This is a genomic window from Pseudomonas fluorescens (assembly GCF_002837185.1).
Classification (GTDB): domain Bacteria; phylum Pseudomonadota; class Gammaproteobacteria; order Pseudomonadales; family Pseudomonadaceae; genus Aquipseudomonas; species Aquipseudomonas fluorescens_AM.
The window spans coordinates 12,814-33,641 of record NZ_KZ477987.1 but is presented as its reverse complement, the minus strand read 5'-3'; the positions used below and the strand labels follow the sequence as shown (position 1 = coordinate 33,641).

Genomic DNA, 20,828 nt, shown 5'->3' with positions numbered 1-20,828 from the left:
AAGCGCGAGATCGGTGGCGTTCTGCCTGCAAATCGTTACACTGCTGCGGCCACTCAATAATTACACCGAGGCCGTGTGCATGAAATTTCGTCTTCTCCTGTGGGTGCTGGGCCTGATGATGGGCAAAGCCAGCCGCACCAATCCCGCCTTCCAGCAGCAGCTGGGTGACAAAGACCTGGCCTTCCAGTTGCAGACCCTCGACGGCAAGGTTGCCCGTCACTTCATCGTCAAAGACCAGCGCATCACCAGCCGCTCGGGCGTACACCCGGCGCCGGCGTTTGCGATCGCCTTCAAGGATGCCGCCTACGGCTTCGCCACGATGCAGGCGAAGAACAAGCAACTGGCGTTCATGACGGGGATTCAGGACAAGTCGATCCAGATCAAGGGCAACCCGGCGCTGGTGATCTGGTTCCAGGGGTTGACCAAGTATTTGAAGCCGAAGAAAAAGAAGTAGGCTTTCAGGGAGACCGAGCTGGATTCAGCGGGAGCAAGCTCCCTCCCACAGTCGGCCACATTCCAACGCTGGAACTCGATCAAATGTGGGAGGGGGCTTGCCCCCGATAGCGGCCTGACAGGCTACACATTCATCCCTGGCTGAACTGTGAAGCCAGCTCCCGCAACAGCACCTCGGCATCCAGCACTTTACCGACCACTTCCTCAGCCTTCTCACGGCTCAAGCCCAGACGCTCAAGCAGCGCATCCGGAATCGCCTCATCCGGTCCGGAACCAATGCCTCGGCTGCGCAACAGGCGCACGGCCAGGCACACCAGATTCGGGTATTCAGCGTACTGCCCGTCATAGGTGGGGTCGTGTTGGAAGCGCAGAGCGGTGGACAGCTCGTCCGGCATGTCCCAGTAGCGCATCAGCCAGGCACCGATCTGCTCGCGGCTGATACCGAGCAGGTGTTGCTCGACATAGCTGTGGCACACATGCGGGTTGACCTCCAGGTGGCGGCAGATCAGCGAGAAGTGCGGCGGGAAAACGTGGGCCAGCAGCAGGTAGCCGAAGTTATGCAGCAGGCCGGCGAGGTAGGTCAAGCCGGCTTCGGGGCGCTGGGCGCGGGGCATGGCGCGGGTCAGGCCTTCAATCACGGCGGCGGTGTAGATCGATTGGTGCCAGTACGGCGTGGACGGGTGCGGACGGTCCTTGGGCAGGCTCAGGGTTTTACCCAGGGCCAGGCCCAGCGCCAGGTTGATCACCAGATCGAAGCCCAGTACGCGCACGATGGCGTCTTCCACCGAGCGGATCTTGCCCGGCGAAGCGTAGTAGGGTGACGCCGCCCAGCTCACCACCTGGGCGGCCAGTGCCGGGTCGGTTTCCACCACGCCGGTGATGTCATCGATGGTGGCGTTGGGGTCGACGCGCAGTTTGATGATCTTCTGCGCGGTATCGGCCAGCGGCGGGATCTCGATGGTCGCTTCCAGGCGTTGCTGAATACGGCGGGCGGTGAAGGCCTGCATCGCCTGGGTGATTTCCTCACGGTCATCATTGGGGCGGTCGAGGTTGGGGCGAATCTTGCTCAGCGGCTCGCCAAACTGCGCGGCGCTGGCTTTGGTCAGCATGGTCTTGAAGTGCTCGCTGGCGATTTGCAGCAGCAACCCGGCTTCGCCCGAATGCACCAACAGGCTCGGCTCGTTGAGCAGGCAGCCTTCATACAGGCAAGGCGAACTGGTGAGTGGCGGCAGGCCCGGCAGCAGGTTCAGTTCATGTGTGCCCAATAGTCGCTCAACGCGCTCCGGCGCCACAGCGGTGAGCCGACGCCCGGTGAGTTCGGTAAGGCGGTTGAGGTCGAGCAACTGGCTCTGGGGGAACAGCACCATGAGCGCGCCGACGGCGTCTTCGAGCAGTACCGCCTGGACCTTTCGCGCAGGGTTCAGGCCAGGCTGTTCGATGACTTCCGTGTAGGGAATGGCGAGCTTTGCGAGCAGCGCCCGAATGACCGGCGGGGCGGTCAGTGGGGCTGTAGCGAGGGCAACTTCTGACATGGCCTGATCCAATTTCTTACAGTCACCGAAGTATAACCAGCTTGTTACACCTGTTGGTTGACTAACTTTGGTTTGTGATCGGGTGCGCGGCCCCTGTAGGAGCGAGCTTGCTCGCGAAAATCGTTAACGATAACGCTGGCATTCTGGATGACCGCGTCGTCAGGGCGGTTTTCGCGAGCAAGCTCGCTCCTACAGGGGGGAGGGGCGTCAGACCTGGCCGTATTGCTGCCCGTGCCGCAGCCAGCGGTTGAGCAACGGGCTGACATGTTCCGGCCAGCGCTCCAGCAGCGCTTGCGCCGCATCGCGCACGGCGGGCAGCAGGTCGGCATCGCGCATCAGGTCGGCGACCTTGAATTGCAGCAGGCCGGTCTGGCGGGTGCCGAGCATTTCGCCAGGACCGCGCAATTCGAGGTCTTTTTCGGCAATGACAAAACCGTCGTTGGTTTCGCGCATGATGCCCAGCCGTTGGCGGCCGATCTGCGACAGCGGCGGGTGATACAGCAGCACGCAATGGCTGGCGGCGCTGCCCCGACCGACGCGGCCGCGCAATTGGTGCAGTTGAGCCAGGCCCAGGCGCTCGGGGTTTTCAATGATCATCAGGCTGGCGTTGGGCACGTCCACACCGACTTCGATCACGGTGGTGGCCACCAGCAATTGCAGGTTGCCGGCCTTGAACTCGGCCATCACCGCGGCTTTTTCGGCCGGTTTCATACGGCCATGGATCAGCCCGACCTTGAGTTCGCCCAGGGCGCTGGTGAGGTCTTCATAGGTGGTTTCGGCGGCCTGGCAGGTCAGCTCTTCGGACTCTTCGATCAGCGTACACACCCAGTACGCCTGGCGGCCTTCGGCGCAGGCGCCGCGCACCCGCTCGATCACTTCGACGCGCCGCGTGTCGGTGACCAGCACGGTGTTGACCGGCGTGCGGCCGGGTGGCAGTTCGTCGAGGATCGAGGTGTCGAGGTCGGCGTAGGCACTCATGGCCAGGGTGCGTGGGATCGGCGTGGCGGTCATGATCAACTGGTGCGGGTTCATGCGCCCGCCCACGCCTTTCTGGCGCAGAGCCAGGCGCTGTTGCACGCCGAAGCGGTGCTGTTCGTCGATGATCACCAGCGCCAGGTTCTTGAACTGCACTTCGTCCTGGAACAATGCATGGGTACCCACCACCATGGGCGCGCCAGCGGCGATTTGCTCGAGGGCGGCTGCACGGTTCTTGCCCTTGAGCTTGCCGGCCAGCCACGCGACTTCCAACCCCAGCGGCTCGAGCCAGCGTTTGAAGGTGATGAAGTGCTGTTCAGCGAGGATTTCCGTCGGTGCCATCAGCGCGACCTGGTACCCGGCTTCCAGGGCCTGCAAGGCGGCGAGGGCAGCGACCACGGTCTTGCCTGCGCCCACATCGCCCTGGATCAGGCGCAGCATCGGTTCCTGCTGGCTGAGGTCGTAGGCAATTTCGTTGCCGACGCGTTGCTGGGCGCCGGTCGGTGCAAAGCCCAGGTTGGCCAGATATTGCGCGGGCAGGCGCGTGGCCTTGGGCATCGCCGGAGCGCGCAGCGAGCGCATGCTTTCGCGCAAGCGCTGCTGGGACAGTTGATGGGTCAGCAGTTCTTCGAAGGCCAGGCGGTGCTGCGCCCAGTGATGGCCGAGGGCGAGCTCGTCGACATCGGCGTCGGCCGGCGGGTGGTGCAGGTAGCGAATCGCATCGGCCAGCGGTGCCAGTTGATAGTCGCGCGCCAGCTCCAGCGGCAACCAGTCGGGCAGGCTTTGCGGGCCGAGCATCGTCAGGGTCTGCATGCACAACTGGCGCAGGCGCTGCTGGGTGAGGCCTTCGGTCAGCGGGTAGATAGGCGTGAGAGTGGTGTCCACCGGCGGCGGTTCGTCGCCGGTAATGGCGCGGTACTCCGGGTGATAGATCTCCAGGCCCGACGCACCTGGACGCGCTTCGCCGTAGCAGCGCACGCGGGTGCCGCGCTTGAGGCCGTCTTTCTGCGCATTGCTGAAGTGATAGAAGCGCAGGCTCAGGCCACCGGTACCGTCCTGCAGGCGCACCACCAGGCTGCGGCGCTTGCCCATCACCACGTCGGCGCCACTGACAGTGCCTTCGATCACCGCGTCCTGGCCGGGACGCAAATGGCCAATGGGCACGACCCGGGTGCGATCCTGGTAGCGCAGCGGCAGGTGGAACAGCACGTCCTGAAGATTTTCCAGGCCGACCTTGGCCAGTTTCTCGGCCATGGCTTCACCGACACCCTTGAGTGCCGTCACCGGCACCTGCGACAGCTCTGTCATACCGTTACTTAGCTCGCAGCAGGCGGTTTGGCCACCGAGCACAGGCGGATCGAGTCGGCGAGGATCTCAATCGCTTTGGGGCGCGGGAAGCTGGCGCGCCAGGCGATGGCCACGGTGCGGAAGGGCACCGGTGGCGTGAGTGGGCGCACTTCGATCACGCCGGGGGCGTAGTGATGGCTGTCTACCGCCGACAACGGCAGAATCGAAATACCCAGGCCGGAAGCGACCATGTGGCGAATGGTCTCCAGGGAGCTGGATTCCACCGTGGTGTGCTTGGCGCCGTCGTTGCCCTTGGTCAGGGTGGGGCAGGCTTCCAGGACCTGGTCGCGGAAGCAGTGGCCTTCACCGAGCAGCAGCAGGCTCTTGTCGTTGAGCAGGCCGGCGTCGATGCTGTCCTTTTTGGTCCACGGGTGGGAGGCCGGCATCAGCACATAGAACGGCTCATCGTAGAGCGGCAGCGTCAGCACATCCGCCTCATTGAACGGCAGGGCGATGATGATCGCGTCCAGCTCGCCGTTGCGCAGTTTGTCGCGCAGTACGTGGGTGAAGTTTTCTTCGATATACAGCGGCATCTGCGGCGCGACGCGGTGCAGTTGCGGGATCAGGTGCGGGAACAGGTAGGGGCCGACGGTGTAGATGGCGCCGACCTTGAGCGGTGCGGTCAGCTGGTTCTTGCCGGCCTGGGCCAGTTCGCGAATGCTTTGCGCCTGTTCCAGCACCTTCTGGGCCTGGGCAACGATGCCTTCGCCCACGGGGGTGAGGCGCACGGCGCTCTTGCTGCGCTCGAAAATCAGTACACCGAGTTCGTCTTCAAGCTTCTTCACGCCCACCGACAGCGTCGGCTGGCTGACGTGGCAGCGCTCGGCCGCGTGGCCGAAATGCTGTTCCTGGGCGAGGGTCACGATGTAGCGTAATTCTGTAAGAGTCATAGCGGGCGTCCATGAAGTTGCGGGCCAAGCATACCGGCTGCAATCGATAGGCGCACGTTATCAGAACTTTGCTGGGGATTGAGCGGGGGCTGTCGGTAATTTTGCTGATTCGCTGAAGCCGACTGTGGGAGGGAGCACGCCCCCTCCCACAGTGCCCGGCTAGCGGCGGCGCTTGTCGATGTTGTAAACGAACGGTGCGACGAGTTCCACACTGCCGTTTTTCAGCAGGTCGGCTGGCGGCTTGGGCAAGGGTTGAGCCTTGCGGATCATGTCCAGCGTCGCGCGGTCCAGGTCGGCGTTGCCGGAGCGGCCCTCCAACTCATAGGACAGCACATTGCCTTCGCCATCCACCACGAAGCGCAGGCGGTTCATGCCTTCCTTGCCACGCTGCTGCGCGCCTGGCGGGTACTTCTTGTACTTCTGCAGGTGTGCCAGCAGGGTACTTTGCCAGGATGCCTGGGCGGCAAGCTGCTGTGCCGATGGGCCGGGGGCGGGCTGCGCGGATTTTTGCGCAGGCGCGTTGCTCGGCGGCGTGTCGCTCGGTGGCTCTTCGGAAGGTTTTTCCTTGGGCGGCTCGGGCTTCTTCTCCACCGGCTTGGGCGGCTGGGGCTTGGGCTTGGGTTTGACCGGCTTGGGCACCTGGATCGTTGGCTTGGGCGCTTCGGCCAACTTCGGCAGAGGCAGCTCTTCGACCGGTGGTGGCGGTGGCGCAACGACCTTGGGCGGTGCCGGAGGCGGCGGTGGCGCCGGCAGGGGCGCGAGGTCGATGACCATCGCGGCCGGCGGCAGCTGAATCGCCTGCGGCGCGGACCATTGGAGCGCGATGATGATCGCAACGGCATGCACGCCCAGCACGACTGCGAGGCTGGTGCCATAACGCGTCAGTTTGTGGCGCGTCGTGATCATTTCTTGGCTGCCGTCTCAAGTCCGACCAGGCCTACCTTGAGGTAGCCGGCTGCCCGCAGGGCATCCATCACGCTCATCAGGTCGCCGTAGTCCACGCCCTTGTCGGCCTGGAAGAAGATCGTCGTGTCTTTCTTGCCCTGGGTCTTGGCGTCGAGCACCGGCCCCAGGGTTTCGGCCTTGACTTCTTCTTCACCCAGGAACAGGCGTTGATCCGCCTTCACGCTGAGGAAAATCGGCTTCTCCGGCCGCGGCGCCGGCTTGGCGCTGGAGGCGGGAAGGTCGACCTTGATATCCACGGTGGCCAACGGTGCGGCCACCATGAAGATGATCAGCAGCACCAGCATCACGTCGATAAACGGCGTGACGTTGATTTCGTGGTTCTCGACGAGTTCGTCGTCGCCTTGATTCAAATGCAGGCCCATGGCCGATTACCCCACTTTCACCATGTGCGGTTGCGAGCTGCGCTCGGGAGGCAGGTGATCGAGGTCGCGGCTGACCAGCAGCAGGACTTCTGCCGACGCATCCGACACCTGGGCCTTGTAGCCGGCAATCGAACGGGCGAAGACGTTGTAGATCACCACCGCAGGAATCGCGGCAACCAGGCCCAGGGCGGTAGCCAGCAGGGCTTCGGCGATGCCGGGGGCGACCACGGCGAGGTTGGTGGTCTGGGTTTTGGCGATGCCGATAAAGCTGTTCATGATGCCCCACACGGTACCGAACAGGCCGACGAAGGGCGCAGTGGAACCGATGGTGGCCAGCACGCCGGTGCCGCTGCTCATGTTACGGCCGCAGGCCGCCACCAGACGCTCCAGGCGGAAGCTGACACGCTCCTTGATGCCTTCTTTTTCGCGGGTGTTGGCCGACAGGCGCATTTCTTCCAGCGCGTCGTGCACCAGGGTATTGGCCAGGGTGCCCTTCTTGGTCGCGGTTTCACTCGCTTCCTTGAGGGTGGTGGCTTTTTTCAGGTGGACGATTTCAGTACGCAGGCGACGCTTGGCGCCCAGCAGCTCGAAGCCTTTGGCGATCCAGATGGTCCAGGTAATGATGGAGGCGATGGCCAGGCCGATCATCACGGCTTTTACCACCACGTCGGCGTTCTGGTACATGCCCCACGGAGACAGGTCGTGTGCCATGCCCAGTGTGTTGTCTTCTTCCAGCACAACGCCGGTTTCGTCGGCAGGCGCTGCAGCCGGGGCCGGGTCGGTGGCGGTTGGCGCGGCGGCTGGGGCAGCCGGGGTGGCGGCATTCTGCTCGGCAGCGGCTGGAGCGGCAGGTGCGGTGGCATCAGCGAAAGCGGCGGTCGGCGCCAGCAGTACGCTGAACAGCATCGCAGCAATCGCACGCCAGGCGCGGGATGGGCTGTGAGGCTTGGTTGGCGAAGCGGGGTTTGTATTACGTGTCATGCTGGCCGGACCTGAGAGAAAATAATGGGTGATCGTCCTGCCAGACCCCTGCGGGTCGAGGACAAATGGGTGGTTATTATTGCAAGTAATTCTTGTTAACTAAAGTGGCACTGTTACTTTATTTCGCTTTTTACTGGCCGTTGATCCTCTCGCGCGGCTAATCTGCGCCTTTGAGAATGGAGTTTTATGATGTCTGCGCCTTCTGTTGTGATTGCCGGTTGCGGCGATGTGGGTAGTCGGCTGGCTAGCCAATTGCTGGCCGGAGGATGGGAGGTGCATGGCCTGCGCCGCGATATTTCACGTCTTCCCGAGGGCGTGATCGGCATCGCCGGCGACCTGTTCATTAAAGACTGCCCTGAGACCTGGCCGATCGGCGGGGTGGATTACCTGGTGTACTGCGCCGCAGCCACCGACCACGACGAGGCCGGCTATCGCGCGGCGTATGTGCAGGGTTTGAAGCATGTGCTGGAGTGGCTGCAGGATTACGGTCAGGCGCCCAGGCACCTGCTGTTCGTGTCCAGCAGCAGTGTGTATGGACAGCAGAATGGCGAGTGGGTCGACGAAACCTCTGAAACCCAGGCCAAAGGTTATTCCGGCCAGGTCATGCTCGAGGCCGAGCAGGTTGCGCTCAACAGCGGCATCCCGGCGAGCGTGGTGCGATTGACCGGCATTTACGGCCCGGGCCGTGAGTGGCTGTTGACCCAGGTTCGCCAGGGCTACCGCGTGGCGATTGACCCGCCTTTATATGGCAACCGGATTCACGCGGATGACGCGGCGGGCTTGCTGGCGTTTTTGCTGCGTCATGTGGAGCAGGGCGGTTCGCTGGACAAGGTCTATATCGGTGTCGACGACGCGCCCGCACCATTGGCCGAAGTGGTGGGTTGGTTGCGTGAGTATCTGGGGGTGACAGAGTGGTCCGAGGACGCCAGTGTGCGGCGTGCCGGCAGCAAGCAATGCAGTAATGCGCGGGCCAAGGCGCTGGGGTGGGCACCGACCTATCCGACTTACCGGGAAGGCTATGCAGCCATCCTCAAGGGTTGAAACACCGTCTGGAATGTGGGAGGGGGCAAGCCCCCTCCCACATTTAGCTGCTTGCCCGGTCGGTTATTGCTTTTCAAGCAGCCATTGGCGAGGGCCTTGGGTGAACTGAGGCACTTCATCCGCTTGCGCCGTGTTGATCGCCTGGAAAATCTCCAGTTGCTTGCCCTTGCGCGCAAAGATCCACGGATTGCCCACGCCATTCAATTGCAGCCAGATGCTGTCATAACCGCCGCTCATCGAGGCGCAATCGCCCGCTAGGCACAGGGAGTAGCGGTCCACCCCAGGCAGGCCGACAATCTTGCCGTCAGCCTGGAACTGTACGGTGGCGCCATTGCCGACCCCGTCGGTGATCTTCCAGTCCCCGCCCATGTACGCCGCATAGAGCGCCCGCTCGAAGTTGGCGCCCAGTGGCGCGCCCTCCGGAGCCGGATCCTTGGGGCGCATGAACAGTTGCTCAGGCTCATTGTCGTTGGCCACTTGCAGCAGCTTTTTGCCCCTGCGCTTGAGCTCGGTGGCAGCGCTGCCGTAGAAGTCCACGCTCCAGGCGCCTGGCTTGTCCGTCTGCAACTTGCCTTCCGCTACTTCAAAACCGTTGTAGTAGCGTGCCTGCAAGGCCTTGGTGTTGACCTCCCATTCCAGGTTCGGGCCAAAGGTCTGCAAGGCTTCGCGCAAAGGGCCGCCCTTGGCTGCCGCATCGATGGCGGCCTGGTTGATCCAGGTCCCGCTGACATCCAGATTGGCAGGGTTGCTGGCACAGCCGCCGAGCAGCAGGGCGAGCAACGACGAGGCTACAAGCGCTTTGCGCATGACTAAATCCTTCTGAAACGAAGTCGGCGCAGCGATTGAAGCTGCGCCGGGTGTTTTTACTCGATGACCAGAATCGCGTCCATTTCAACCTGCGCGCCCTTCGGCAGGGCAGCAACGCCGATGGCGGCGCGGGCTGGGTACGGCTGTTCGAAGTACTTGCCCATGATCTCGTTGACCTTGGCGAAGTGGCTCAGGTCGGTCAGGAAGATGTTCAGCTTGACGATGTCCTTGAAGGAGCCGCCAGCCGCTTCAGCCACGGACTTGAGGTTTTCGAAGACCTGTACGGTCTGTGCTTCGAAGCCTTCCACCAGTTCCATGGTCTTTGGGTCCAGCGGGATCTGGCCGGACATGTAGACGGTGTTGCCCGCCTTGATCGCCTGGGAATAAGTACCGATGGCGGCCGGGGCTTTGTCGCTGGTGATTACTGTCTTGGTCATGAGTGACTCCTTGTAATGGATCGGTTATGCACGCATGCGGGTGATGCGGATCACACCGGTCAAGGCGCGCAGCTTCTTGATCACGCGAGCCAGGTGCACGCGGTCGTGCACGCTGACCACCAGCTGGACCACGCTGATGCGCCCATCGCGTTCGTCCATGCTGATTTTCTCGATATTGCCGTCGGCCGCGTTGACGCTGCTGGCCAGCAGGGCGATCAAGCCACGCTGGTGCTCCAGCTCCACGCGCAGCTCGACATTGAATTCGCCGGTGACATCCTTGGCCCACGAAAGCTGGATGCATTTTTCCGGGTTGTGACGGATTTCGGTGATGTTGCGGCAGTTGTCCAGGTGCACCACCATGCCTTTGCCCGCCGACAGGTGGCCGACAATCGGGTCGCCCGGGATCGGCGTGCAGCATTTGGCATAGCTGAGCACCAGGCCCTCGGTGCCGCGAATCGCCAGTGGGCCTTCCGGGCTTGGCAACTGTTCGCCTTCGCCGAGCAGGCGGCGCGCGACCACGTAGGCCATGCGGTTGCCCAGGCCGATATCTTCGAGCAGGTCTTCGATGGTTTCCTGGCGGTACTCGTGGAGCATCGCTTGCACGCGCTCCTGCGGGATCTTGTCTAGGGCACTGTCAAAACCGTTGAGCACCTTGTTCAGCAGGCGTTCGCCCAGGCTGATGGACTCGGAACGGCGCTGCAGTTTCAAGGCGTGGCGGATATGCGTGCGCGCCTTGCCGGTAACCACGAAGTTGAGCCAGGCCGGATTCGGCCGCGCGCCCGGTGCACTGACGATCTCCACCGTGGAGCCGCTTTGCAGCGGTTCCGACAGCGGGGCCAGGCGCCGGTTGATGCGGCAGGCGATGCAGCTGTTACCCACGTCAGTGTGCACGGCGTAGGCGAAGTCGACTGCCGTGGAGCCCTTGGGCAGCTCCATGATCCGGCCCTTGGGCGTGAACACGTAGACCTCGTCCGGGAACAGGTCGATCTTCACGCTTTCGATGAACTCCAGGGAGTTGCCGGCGCGTTGCTGCATTTCCAGCACGCCCTTGACCCACTGACGGGCGCGGGCGTGGGTGCCCTTGGGCTGCTCATCGCCGCTGGACTTGTACAGCCAGTGGGCGGCGATGCCGTTGTTGGCCATCTCTTCCATTTCGCGGGTGCGGATCTGGATCTCGATCGGTACGCCGTGCATGCCGAACAGCGTGGTATGCAGCGACTGGTAGCCGTTGGCCTTGGGAATCGCGATGTAATCCTTGAAGCGGCCCGGCAGGGGTTTGTACAAATTATGTACAGCGCCCAGCACGCGGTAGCAGGTGTCGACCTTGTCGACGATGATCCGGAACGCATAGACGTCCATGATCTCGTTGAAGGCCCGGCGCTTGCCGCGCATCTTCTTGTAGATGCCGTAGATGTGTTTCTGCCGTCCGCTGACTTCGCCTTCGATCTCGTCGATCGCCAGGCAATGGCTCAGGGACTCTTCGATCTTGTTGACGATTTCCTTGCGGTTGCCCCGGGCGCGCTTGACCGCCTGGAAGATGCGCGCCGAGCGCATCGGGTGCATGGCCTTGAAGCCTAGGTCTTCGAACTCGATACGAATGGCATGCATGCCCAGGCGGTTGGCGATGGGCGCGTAGATTTCCAGGGTTTCCTTGGCGATGCGCCGGCGTTTTTCGCCGGAGAGCACTTCCAGCGTGCGCATGTTGTGCAGCCGGTCGGCCAGCTTGACCAGGATCACGCGGATATCGCGGGCCATGGCCATGGCCATCTTCTGGAAGTTTTCCGCCTGGGCTTCGGCCTTGGTCTCGAAGTTCATCTGGGTCAGTTTGCTGACCCCATCGACCAGTTCGGCCACGGTTTCGCCAAATTGCGCGCTGAGCGCTTCCTTGGCGATGCCGGTGTCTTCGATCACGTCATGCAGCATCGCGGCCATCAGGCTCTGATGGTCCATGTGCATGTCGGCAAGAATGTTTGCCACCGCAAGAGGATGGGTGACATACGCCTCGCCGCTACGACGGCGTTGGCCGTCGTGGGCTTGTTCGGCGTAGAAATACGCTCGGCGGACCAGGTTGACCTGGTCGGGACCGAGGTAGGCCGATAAGCGATCGGCGAGGGCGTCTATGCTCGGCAAAGTGTGAACTCCTGCCGAAGGCTGTGACCCCGCGCCGTGCTACGTCGACCAGGCATAGGCTTAGACGGCCTCGTTGGACTCGTCCTCGAACGCTGCAAACAGCGGTTCGTCTTCAACGATTTCAGCGTTGGCGATGAACTCGTAGCTCATCAGGCCTTCAGCGATTTCACGCAGGGCCACAACGGTAGGCTTGTCGTTTTCCCACTGGACCAGGGGCTCTTTGCCGCCAGTGGCCAGTTGACGGGCACGCTTGGTAGAGAGCATGACCAGCTCAAAGCGGTTATCCACGTGTTCTAGGCAGTCTTCAACGGTTACGCGGGCCATGGTATTCCTCGGAGCGAATGCAAGATGCGCGCTGCCCGGTTGGGCGAGCGGACTGAGCAGTTTAAAAAATCACCAGCGTTTAGGGAAGCGCTGATTTTTCTCAGGCCCTCGCAAAACCGCTACAAGTGCCAATGTAAAGCCCTTGCAGCCATTTTGGGAAGGGCCAATCAGCCGAGCAGTTCGGCGAGTAACTTGCCGAAACGCTGCTGTTGACGCTTTTGCTGCAGTTGATTGGCGCGGAAAATCGCCTTCAAATCGTCCAGCGCGTGGGCAAAATCGTCATTGATGATCAGGTAGTCGTAGTCGACGTAGTGGCTCATTTCGCTGACGGCTTCACGCATGCGACCTTCGATGATCTCGTCACTGTCCTGGCCGCGGTTGGTCAGGCGCTGGTGCAAGGCTTCAAGCGAGGGCGGCAGGATGAAGATCGAGCGCGCCTTGGGCATCAGCTGGCGTACCTGTTCGGCGCCCTGCCAGTCGATTTCCAGAATCAGGTCATGGCCTTCATCCAGCGTCTGTTGCAGGTGGCTTTGCGAGGTGCCGTAGAGGTTGCCGAACACTTCGGCGCGCTCCAGGAAGTCACCGTGTTCGATCATCCTGACGAACTCGGTACGCTCGACGAAGTGATAGTGCACGCCGTTCACCTCACCCGGGCGCATGGCGCGGGTGGTGTGGGAGACCGAGATGCGGATCTGCTCGTCAGCGTCGGTCAGGGCCTTGACCAGGCTGCTCTTGCCCGCGCCCGAGGGGGCGGAAATGATGTAAAGGGTGCCGGTGCTGTGGGTCATGGAGGTTGCCTTACTCAATATTCTGTACTTGTTCGCGCATCTGCTCGATCAACACCTTGAGGTTGACCGCCGCCGTGGTGCTGCGCGGGTCGAACGCCTTGGAGCCCAGTGTATTGGCTTCGCGGTTGAGTTCCTGCATCAGGAAGTCCAGGCGCCGACCGGCGGCGCCGCCGGACTTGAGCACGCGGCGCACTTCGAGGATGTGGGTGCTCAAGCGATCGAGCTCTTCGGCGACGTCGCTCTTCTGGGCCAGCAGCACCATCTCCTGCTCCAGGCGCACGGGGTCGAGGTCGGCCTTCATGTCGGCGAAGCGGTCCAGGACCTTCTGGCGCTGGGTGGCGAGCATCTGCGGTACGAGTTCGCGCAGGGTGACGACGTCTGCTTCGATCGACGTCAGGCGCTCGTTGATCAGGCGGGCCAGTTCGGCGCCTTCGCGTTCACGGCCGGCCTTGAGTTCGTCCAGGCCCTGGGTGAAGAGTGCCAGCGCTTGGGCGTTCAAGGCTTGCGGGTCGGCGGCATCGGCCACCAGCACGCCGGGCCAGGCCAGGACTTCCAGGGGGTTCAGTGCGGCGGGCTGCTTGATCAGGCCGGCAATGGTTTCGGCGGCGGCGACCAGTTGCGCGGCGCGGTCGCGGTCAACCTGCAGCGGTTTGCCGGTGGTTTCTTCAGTAAAGCGCAGGGTGCATTCGAGCTTGCCGCGGGAAATGCCCTGGCGCAGCGCTTCACGTACGGCGCCTTCGAGGTCGCGGAAAGACTCGGGCAGGCGTAGATGTGGCTCCAGGTAACGGCTGTTGACCGAGCGCAATTCCCAGCTGAGGGTGCCTTGGGCGCCGGCTTTTTCGACACGGGCGAAGGCGGTCATGCTGTGCACCATGGAGGTACCTCGCAATGCAGTCCCGCAGATACGGGCTGATGATGAAATGGGAGCCGACAGGCTGCAAAGGCGCAGGAGTGTAGCGCAGTGAGGCGGGTGCGCCCAGACAATGGGCGATGGACCGCGTATTCGTAACCGGATTTTTAGAAGTGCCCCGAATCCGCTGGCGGCTCTATAATGCTCGGCAGTTTTTCGTCCTCAGTACAGGAATTCCCTATGAAACGTCCAAGTGGTCGCGCTGCCGATCAGCTCCGCTCGATCCGCATCACCCGCAACTACACCAAACACGCCGAGGGGTCCGTACTGGTCGAGTTTGGTGATACCAAGGTGATCTGCACCGTCAGCGTCGAGAACGGCGTGCCGCGCTTCCTCAAGGGCCAGGGCCAGGGTTGGTTGACCGCCGAGTACGGCATGCTGCCGCGCGCCACCGGCGAGCGTAACCAGCGTGAAGCCAGTCGTGGCAAGCAAGGCGGGCGTACCCTGGAAATCCAGCGCCTGATCGGTCGTTCCCTGCGCGCTGCCCTGGACATGTCCAAGCTGGGCGACGTGACCCTGTACGTCGACTGTGATGTGATCCAGGCCGATGGCGGCACCCGTACCGCGTCGATCACCGGCGCCATGGTGGCTCTGGTCGACGCACTGAAAGTGATCAAGAAGCGCGGTGGCCTCAAAGGCGGTGACCCGCTCAAGCAAATGATCGCCGCCGTCTCGGTCGGCATGTACCAGGGCGAGCCTGTGCTGGACCTGGACTACCTGGAAGACTCGGCCGCCGAGACCGACCTGAACGTTGTCATGACCAGCACCGGTGGCTTCATCGAAGTGCAGGGCACCGCCGAAGGCGCGCCATTCCAGCCGGCCGAGCTGAACGCCATGCTGGCCCTGGCCCAGAAAGGCATGACCGAAATTTTCGAACTGCAAAACGCCGCACTGGCTGACTAAGCCGGTCCTCAGGAGAAGCGCCATGAATGACAGCCAGTTGCCGGTTCCGACACCGTCCGGGGAAGTACGCCAGTTGGCGATGTTGTGTCATTTCGCGGCGTTTGCAGGGTTGGTGTTCCCCTTCGGCAGTTTGTTGGGGCCGTTGATCCTGTGGCAGTTCAAGAAGGACGTGGACCCGTTCATCGATGATCAGGGCAAGGAAGCCCTGAACTTCCAGATCACGGTGGCGATCGCCTGGCTGGTGTGCCTGTTGCTGGGCTTCGTGGTCATCGGCTTTTTGTTGATGACCGTGCTGGTGATTGGAGCGCTGATACTGACGATCATTGCCGGTATCAAGGCGAATAAGGGCATTGCCTACCGTTATCCGTGGACCTGGCGCCTGGTCAAGTAAACAGTTGCCCACAAAAAAACCGACATCGCTGTCGGTTTTTTTGTGTCTGGAGAATGACCTCAGATGGTCAATGTCCAGTCGTAGTCCACGATCAGCGGCGCGTGCTGCGAGAAGCGCGGCTGGCGCGGCAGGCGTGCACTGCGTACGAACCGGCGCAGGCCCGGGGTCAGCAGCTGGTAGTCGAAACGCCAGCCCAGGTTGAGCATTTCGGCCTGTTCGTTATCCGGCCACCAGCTGTACTGGTCGCCTTCACGGCTGACTTCGCGCAGCGCGTCGACATAACCCATGTTGCCGACAATTTCGTCCATCCAGGCCCGTTCCGGCGCCAGGAAACCCGGGGATTGCTGGCTGTCGCGCCAGTTCTTGATATCCAGCTTCTGTTGCGCCACGTACAGCGAGCCACAATAAATGTACTCGCGACGTTTGCGTCGCTGTTTATCCAGATAACGGGCGAAATCGTCCATTAGCTTGAATTTCTGGTTCAAGTCTTCATCGCCGTTCTGCCCCGAAGGAAGCAGCAAGGTCGCGATGCTGACCTTGTCGAAATCGGCTTGCAGGTAACGCCCGTAGCGGTCGGCTGTCTCGAAGCCGAGGCCGCTGATGACCGCCTTGGGTTGCAACCGCGAGTACAAAGCCACACCACCTTGGGTGGGCACTTCGGCATCGCAGGCATAAAGGAAGTAGCCATCCAGTTGGAAGGCTGGGTCGTCCAGTTCAAAGGCGGAGGCACGGGTGTCCTGCAGGCAGATGACGTCGGCATTCTGTGCTTGCAGCCAACTGAGCAAACCACGCTCGACTGCAGCCTGAATACCATTAACGTTCACACTGATGATCCGCATAAATGGCCCCAAAAATCGCGTGCGTGTATGATACACGCCGTCCACCTAATTAGCTAAATCCGTGGTATCTGAGGCTTTTTTCATGCAGGCGTATCAACGCGATTTCATTCGTTTTGCCATCGATCGCGGGGTTTTGCGCTTCGGTGAGTTCACCCTCAAGTCCGGGCGCACCAGCCCGTATTTCTTCAATGCCGGCTTGTTCAACTCGGGCTCGGCCCTGGCTCAGTTGGGGCGTTTCTACGCGGCAGCCATTGTTGAAAGCGGTATTTCCTTCGACGTGCTCTTTGGTCCGGCCTACAAGGGCATTCCCCTGGCCGCTGCGACGGCGGTGGCCCTGGCGGAACATCATGGGCAGGACTTGCCGTGGTGCTTCAACCGCAAGGAAGCCAAGGCTCATGGTGAAGGTGGCAGCCTGGTCGGAGCCCCGTTGACCGGCGATGTGCTGATCATCGACGACGTCATCACCGCAGGCACCGCGATCCGCGAAGTGATGCAGATCATCGCCTCCCAGGACGGCGCCAAGGCCGCCGGTGTGCTGATCGCGCTGAACCGCCAGGAGCGTGGCAACGGTGAGTTGTCGGCGATCCAGGAAGTGGAGCGTGATTTCGGCATTCCGGTGGTGAGCATTGTGTCGTTGAACCAGGTGTTGCAGTTCCTGGAAGATGATCCGCAGCTTAAACAGCATCTACCGGCAGTGCGGGCGTACCGCGAGCAGTTCGGCGTCTGATACAGCAAGTAATGTGGGAGGGGGCAAGCCCCCTCCCACATTTGTTTTCAGCGTTTTTAAGGACGCTTGCGATTGCTGATCAGCGTACCCACACCCGTATCGATGAAGATTTCCAGCAGGATCGCGTTCGGAATCCGGCCATCGGCGCTCAGTTCGTCGACTTGTTGCTAACCCAATTTCCGCCATTTATCGATCAATCGCACGACAAGCCAGGCGTTGAACAGCGCAAACACCAGCAATGCCAGGACCACCAGCACGTACAACGTGCGATCCACGTCGAAGTTCCACAGGTCCAGTCTGCTGCTGTTCATAACGCGGACGGCGGTGGGCAGGTTTACGTAAAACAACGCCATGAAAGTACTGGTCATGGGTAGGGCGCAGGCGAGCAAAATATTGAGGACTTTAGTCCTGCTACGTTTCCTGGCCTGCGCGCCTGATTGGCTCTCATCCAGCGCTAACACGTCATGAACTTTGGGCCACGCCAAGTTGAACATGAAGGTGGCCAGGGTCAGCAGCAGGCCGCTGACCGCGACGATGTCACCCAACGGCATTCAGGCCCAGCGTTTGGCACAACAGCGCATGTGAGTCTTCGCTGATCTCGAATTGCCCGGCACTGCCCTTGCGTTTAGTGATGGGTTTGAAGGTGGGCTCATTTTGCGTAATGAGCATGTTCAGCTCATCGCGGATGACGTCCGAGCTGATGACCACCAGATACACCGCCTGTGCATGCTCTGCAGACTCGATCACAGTTTGCATACTGTGCTGCAGGATCTCGTCCAATTGATTACGAAAGCGTGAAACCGTGTTTTTCAGCAACGTTTTGCTTTGGCTTTGGGTCAGCTGAAAGATCGTCGAAATCTGCGATTCAGTGGGCAGAGTCTGCCCGAAATAGCTTTGAATCAGATACAGCAAGCGATCCTGTTTCGCCTCATCTGCCCTACTTGGCATGCCACCCTCTACCAGCATTTTCAAATACTCGGTCAGGCTTGCTTTGGCGATGCGTTGTAAGGCACTTGCAATTTCGCTATCGGAAATTTTCAGGGTTTTCTTGACCGGCTCCCTCTGTTCCCGCTGGAAAGTATCGGTATCGATGGTGAACGAGATCTCCATAGTCCAGTCTCCGCCGTTATTGGGAAGGCTGGTTCGGATACGGATCTTCGACGGCGTCACCTTGGCCGGTGAGGATATTCCAGCCTTTCAGCAGGTGCGTGCCTGGTTTGAAGTCAGGACAAGGTGGGAGTGAAGTCTTCGACTGATTGCTGTAGTGGCGTCCGCAGTCGGCGCACTCATAAGTGCCTGCCGAGACGTCGCTGCCGTAGGGGGTGTGGACTTTTTGCATGGGGAAGATCTCCTGTGGAATTAAGGAAGATCCTAAGCAGATGCATGCCGGCACGATGTCGGATGATTCGATCATTGCGGTAGGGCATTTCCCTCTCGCATTGAAAAGACCGCAGATCTCGTCGATTCCTTCGGAAGTTTCGTACGCAGGTGCGCGTTGCCGAAGGAATCGACGAAAAACTACGGTCTAGGTAAGATTTTCACGTCATTGACGCTTGCGGTTGCTGATCAGCGTACCCACACCCGTGTCGGTGAAGATTTCCAGCAGGATCGCGTTCGGAACCCGGCCATCGAGGATCAGCGAGCTGCCGACGCCGCCTTGCACCGCTTCCAGCGCGCAGCGGATCTTCGGCAGCATGCCGCCATAGATGGTGCCATCGGCGATCAGCTCGTCGACTTGTTGCGTAGTCAGGCCGGTGAGTACTTTGCCTTCCTTGTCCATCAGGCCGGCGATGTTGGTCAGCAGCATCAGCTTTTCAGCTTTCAGCGCTTCTGCCACTTTACCGGCCACCAGGTCGGCGTTGATGTTGTAGGACTCACCGTTGGCGCCCACGCCGATCGGCGCGATCACCGGGATGAAGTCACCCTTGACCAGCAGGTTGAGCAAATCGGTGTTGATGCCGATCACTTCACCTACCTGGCCGATGTCGATGATTTCCGGCTGGGTCATTTCCGGTGTCTGGCGCGTCACGGTCAGTTTTTTCGCGCGGATCAGTTCCGCGTCCTTGCCGGTCAGGCCAATGGCGCTGCCGCCGTGGCGGTTGATCAGGTTGACGATGTCCTTGTTGACCTGGCCACCGAGCACCATTTCCACCACGTCCATGGTCTGCGCGTCAGTGACACGCATGCCATCGATGAAGTGACTCTCGATCGACAAACGCTTGAGCAGGTCACCGATTTGCGGCCCACCGCCGTGGACGACAACCGGGTTGATCCCCACGGCTTTCATCAGCACGATGTCGCGGGCAAAGCCGGTTTTCAGCTCGTCGCTTTCCATGGCATTGCCGCCGTACTTGATCACCAGCGTCTTGCCGACGTAGCGTCGAATATAGGGCAACGCTTCGGACAGGACCTTGGCGGTGTTGGCAGCGGCTTCGCGTTCGAGGGTCATTCAGGGCTCCGGTAAAAAATCAGAACGGTAATTGGAGATCAGGGGCAACACGTTTCAACTGGACGTGGAACACGTCCTTGATGCGCTGCAACTCAGCCTCGGTATCCGCCTCGAAGCGCAGCACCAGCACCGGCGTGGTGTTGGACGCGCGAACCAGGCCCCAGCCTTTGGCGTAATCGACTCGCACACCATCAATGGTGGTCAGGTTGGCGCCTTCACCCCATTGCGCGTCGTGCAGTGCGTCAATGATGCTGAATTTGCTCTCCTCGGTCACATGGATATTGATCTCTGGCGTAGAAATATCGTTCGGGAAGGTCTGAAACAGCGCTTGCGCGGTGGATTTTTCCTTGCTGAGGATCTCCAGCAGGCGCGCAGCGCTGTAAATGCCATCGTCAAAACCGAACCAGCGTTCCTTGAAGAACACGTGACCGCTCATTTCGCCGGCCAGCAAGGCGCCGGTTTCCTTCATTTTCTTTTTGATCAACGAGTGACCGGTCTTCCACATTAACGGGCGACCGCCGTATTCCTTGATCAGGGGCGTGAGACGACGGGTGCATTTCACGTCGAAGATGATTTCGGCGTTGGCATTGCGCGCCACCACGTCACGGGCGAACAGCATCAGCAGGCGGTCCGGGAACACGATCTCGCCGGTTTCGGTCACTACGCCTACGCGGTCGCCGTCGCCGTCGAAGGCCAGGCCCAGGTCGGCGCCCACTTCCTTGACCTTGGCGATCAGGTCCACCAGGTTTTCAGGCTTGCCGGGGTCCGGGTGATGGTTGGGGAAGTTGCCGTCAACATCGCAGAACAGGGGAATCACTTCACAATTGAGGGCTTCGAGCAATTGCGGAGCGATCACGCCAGCCGCCCCGTTGCCGCAATCCACCACCACTTTGAGGCGGCGGGCGAGCTTGACGTCGCGGGTGATTTCGTCGGAGTAGCGCTGCAGGATGTCGACCTTGGTGACACTGCCAGTGCCGCTGCTCAGGTCGTTGGTTTTCAGGCGAGTGTGCAGGGCCTGGATCTGTTCGTTGGCAAGGGTGTCGCCGGCGATAACAATTTTGAAGCCGTTGTAGTCCGACGGGTTGTGGCTACCGGTCAGCATGACGCCGGACTTGCCGGCCAGGACGTTGGCGGCGTAATACAGCGCAGGCGTGGGCACCAGGCCGACGTCGCTGACATGGCAACCGCTGTCGGCCAGGCCCTGGATCAATTGCTCCACAAGCTGCGGGCCGGACAGGCGGCCGTCACGACCTACCGAAATATTCGGCTCGCCCTGGGCCAGGCTCTGTGAACCGATGGCGCGGCCGATCCAGTAGGCGGTTTCGGCGGTCAGGGTCTTGGGCACCACGCCACGAATGTCATAGGCTCGGAAGATGCTGTCGGGAAAACTCGGGGCTACGCGGGCTGCGGTACTCATCGCGGGGGGAACTCCATCTGAAAGGGGGCAAGGCTGGCCTGATGTGGCTGGCCGGCAGGCTCAAACTGAAGGGTATGACGACGTTTTCGGCAGAGAGTTCGTGGTGTAAAAGTGCCATCGGCGCTTCGGCCTTGCGCTCATATTTGCGTAACTTGTTGA

22 protein-coding genes and 2 pseudogenes are annotated in these 20,828 nt (G+C 61.2%); 5 read left to right on the top strand and 19 right to left on the bottom strand.

Annotated features, from left to right (window positions below):
- The first annotated feature begins 79 nt into the window (after positions 1-79).
- Positions 80-454, top strand: coding sequence for a hypothetical protein (locus CIB54_RS03860; RefSeq protein ID WP_003195530.1), 375 nt, complete (start codon positions 80-82; stop codon positions 452-454).
- 130 nt (positions 455-584) lie between these two features.
- On the opposite strand, the gene CIB54_RS03855 is transcribed toward CIB54_RS03860, so the two are convergent.
- The 6 genes from CIB54_RS03855 to exbB form a co-directional block, all read right to left on the bottom strand.
- Positions 585-1,985 carry an aminoacyl-tRNA deacylase and HDOD domain-containing protein gene (locus CIB54_RS03855; RefSeq protein WP_101218677.1) on the bottom strand — a complete coding sequence of 467 codons (1,401 nt, stop codon included), beginning with the start codon at positions 1,983-1,985 and terminating at the stop codon, positions 585-587.
- A 207-nt stretch (positions 1,986-2,192) separates the two neighbouring features.
- On the bottom strand, positions 2,193-4,268 hold the full coding sequence (gene recG, locus CIB54_RS03850) for an ATP-dependent DNA helicase RecG (protein ID WP_065953247.1): 2,076 nt from the start codon (positions 4,266-4,268) through the stop codon (positions 2,193-2,195).
- 8 nt (positions 4,269-4,276) lie between these two features.
- Positions 4,277-5,197 (bottom strand): hydrogen peroxide-inducible genes activator, encoded by a 921-nt coding sequence (locus CIB54_RS03845; RefSeq protein WP_057723306.1) that lies wholly within the window; start codon positions 5,195-5,197, stop codon positions 4,277-4,279.
- A gap of 159 nt (positions 5,198-5,356) precedes the next feature.
- The gene (locus tag CIB54_RS03840) at positions 5,357-6,103 is read right to left on the bottom strand and encodes an energy transducer TonB family protein (protein ID WP_057723307.1); all 747 of its coding nucleotides are present in this window, start codon (positions 6,101-6,103) and stop codon (positions 5,357-5,359) included.
- Positions 6,100-6,525, bottom strand: a complete 426-nt coding sequence (gene exbD / locus CIB54_RS03835; RefSeq protein ID WP_003195519.1) for a TonB system transport protein ExbD — start codon at positions 6,523-6,525, stop codon at positions 6,100-6,102. Before exbD ends, CIB54_RS03840 begins: the two co-directional genes overlap by 4 nt.
- A gap of 6 nt (positions 6,526-6,531) precedes the next feature.
- Positions 6,532-7,506, bottom strand: a complete 975-nt coding sequence (exbB, locus tag CIB54_RS03830) for a tonB-system energizer ExbB (protein ID WP_101218674.1) — start codon at positions 7,504-7,506, stop codon at positions 6,532-6,534.
- 189 nt (positions 7,507-7,695) lie between these two features.
- Between exbB and CIB54_RS03825 the strand changes: the two genes are divergently transcribed.
- Positions 7,696-8,547 (top strand): SDR family oxidoreductase, encoded by an 852-nt coding sequence (locus tag CIB54_RS03825; protein WP_101218672.1) that lies wholly within the window; start codon positions 7,696-7,698, stop codon positions 8,545-8,547.
- Positions 8,548-8,610: 63 nt separating this feature from the next.
- Here CIB54_RS03825 and CIB54_RS03820 read toward each other — a convergent pair whose 3' ends face one another.
- From CIB54_RS03820 to CIB54_RS03795, 6 genes are all read right to left on the bottom strand, one after another.
- The gene (locus tag CIB54_RS03820) at positions 8,611-9,354 is read right to left on the bottom strand and encodes a hypothetical protein (protein WP_065953244.1); all 744 of its coding nucleotides are present in this window, start codon (positions 9,352-9,354) and stop codon (positions 8,611-8,613) included.
- 56 nt (positions 9,355-9,410) lie between these two features.
- Positions 9,411-9,791 carry a RidA family protein gene (locus tag CIB54_RS03815; RefSeq protein WP_003176922.1) on the bottom strand — a complete coding sequence of 127 codons (381 nt, stop codon included), beginning with the start codon at positions 9,789-9,791 and terminating at the stop codon, positions 9,411-9,413.
- Positions 9,792-9,815: 24 nt separating this feature from the next.
- Positions 9,816-11,921: a bifunctional GTP diphosphokinase/guanosine-3',5'-bis pyrophosphate 3'-pyrophosphohydrolase gene (gene spoT / locus CIB54_RS03810; protein WP_065953243.1), complete on the bottom strand. Its 2,106-nt coding sequence runs from the start codon at positions 11,919-11,921 to the stop codon at positions 9,816-9,818.
- A gap of 60 nt (positions 11,922-11,981) precedes the next feature.
- Positions 11,982-12,245, bottom strand: coding sequence for a DNA-directed RNA polymerase subunit omega (gene rpoZ, locus CIB54_RS03805; RefSeq protein ID WP_003176920.1), 264 nt, complete (start codon positions 12,243-12,245; stop codon positions 11,982-11,984).
- 167 nt (positions 12,246-12,412) lie between these two features.
- A complete protein-coding gene (gene gmk / locus CIB54_RS03800) occupies positions 12,413-13,033 on the bottom strand; it encodes a guanylate kinase (protein WP_057006353.1) in 621 nt (206 codons plus the stop codon).
- A 10-nt stretch (positions 13,034-13,043) separates the two neighbouring features.
- Positions 13,044-13,907, bottom strand: a complete 864-nt coding sequence (locus CIB54_RS03795; protein WP_065953242.1) for a YicC/YloC family endoribonuclease — start codon at positions 13,905-13,907, stop codon at positions 13,044-13,046.
- Between the two features lie 216 nt (positions 13,908-14,123).
- On the opposite strand from CIB54_RS03795, the gene rph reads away from it, so the two are divergent.
- Together rph and CIB54_RS03785 are read left to right on the top strand one after the other, a co-directional pair.
- Positions 14,124-14,846: a ribonuclease PH gene (rph, locus tag CIB54_RS03790; protein WP_016975928.1), complete on the top strand. Its 723-nt coding sequence runs from the start codon at positions 14,124-14,126 to the stop codon at positions 14,844-14,846.
- 22 nt (positions 14,847-14,868) lie between these two features.
- The gene (locus CIB54_RS03785) at positions 14,869-15,237 is read left to right on the top strand and encodes a DUF4870 domain-containing protein (protein ID WP_065953240.1); all 369 of its coding nucleotides are present in this window, start codon (positions 14,869-14,871) and stop codon (positions 15,235-15,237) included.
- Positions 15,238-15,296: 59 nt separating this feature from the next.
- Here the strand turns inward: CIB54_RS03785 and CIB54_RS03780 are convergent, their stop codons facing one another.
- A complete protein-coding gene (locus tag CIB54_RS03780) occupies positions 15,297-16,076 on the bottom strand; it encodes an exodeoxyribonuclease III (protein ID WP_003195493.1) in 780 nt (259 codons plus the stop codon).
- Positions 16,077-16,158: 82 nt separating this feature from the next.
- On the opposite strand from CIB54_RS03780, the gene pyrE reads away from it, so the two are divergent.
- Positions 16,159-16,803 (top strand): orotate phosphoribosyltransferase, encoded by a 645-nt coding sequence (gene pyrE / locus CIB54_RS03775; RefSeq protein ID WP_003195489.1) that lies wholly within the window; start codon positions 16,159-16,161, stop codon positions 16,801-16,803.
- Positions 16,804-16,859: 56 nt separating this feature from the next.
- On the opposite strand, the pseudogene CIB54_RS27920 reads toward pyrE, so the two are convergent.
- The 6 genes and pseudogenes from CIB54_RS27920 to CIB54_RS03750 all read right to left on the bottom strand — a co-directional run.
- Positions 16,860-16,946: pseudogene (locus CIB54_RS27920) on the bottom strand (hypothetical protein); the annotation flags it as partial.
- A 24-nt stretch (positions 16,947-16,970) separates the two neighbouring features.
- Positions 16,971-17,354 (bottom strand): hypothetical protein, encoded by a 384-nt coding sequence (locus CIB54_RS03770; RefSeq protein ID WP_101218670.1) that lies wholly within the window; start codon positions 17,352-17,354, stop codon positions 16,971-16,973.
- Positions 17,341-17,913, bottom strand: a complete 573-nt coding sequence (locus CIB54_RS03765) for a hypothetical protein (RefSeq protein WP_065953238.1) — start codon at positions 17,911-17,913, stop codon at positions 17,341-17,343. Before CIB54_RS03765 ends, CIB54_RS03770 begins: the two co-directional genes overlap by 14 nt.
- A 16-nt stretch (positions 17,914-17,929) precedes the next feature.
- Positions 17,930-18,142: a hypothetical protein gene (locus tag CIB54_RS03760; protein ID WP_101218668.1), complete on the bottom strand. Its 213-nt coding sequence runs from the start codon at positions 18,140-18,142 to the stop codon at positions 17,930-17,932.
- Positions 18,143-18,346: 204 nt separating this feature from the next.
- The gene (argB, locus tag CIB54_RS03755; protein WP_065953236.1) at positions 18,347-19,252 is read right to left on the bottom strand and encodes an acetylglutamate kinase; all 906 of its coding nucleotides are present in this window, start codon (positions 19,250-19,252) and stop codon (positions 18,347-18,349) included.
- Between the two features lie 19 nt (positions 19,253-19,271).
- Positions 19,272-20,675, bottom strand: a pseudogene (locus CIB54_RS03750) (phosphomannomutase/phosphoglucomutase); the annotation flags it as partial.
- Positions 20,676-20,828: the final 153 nt, after the last annotated feature.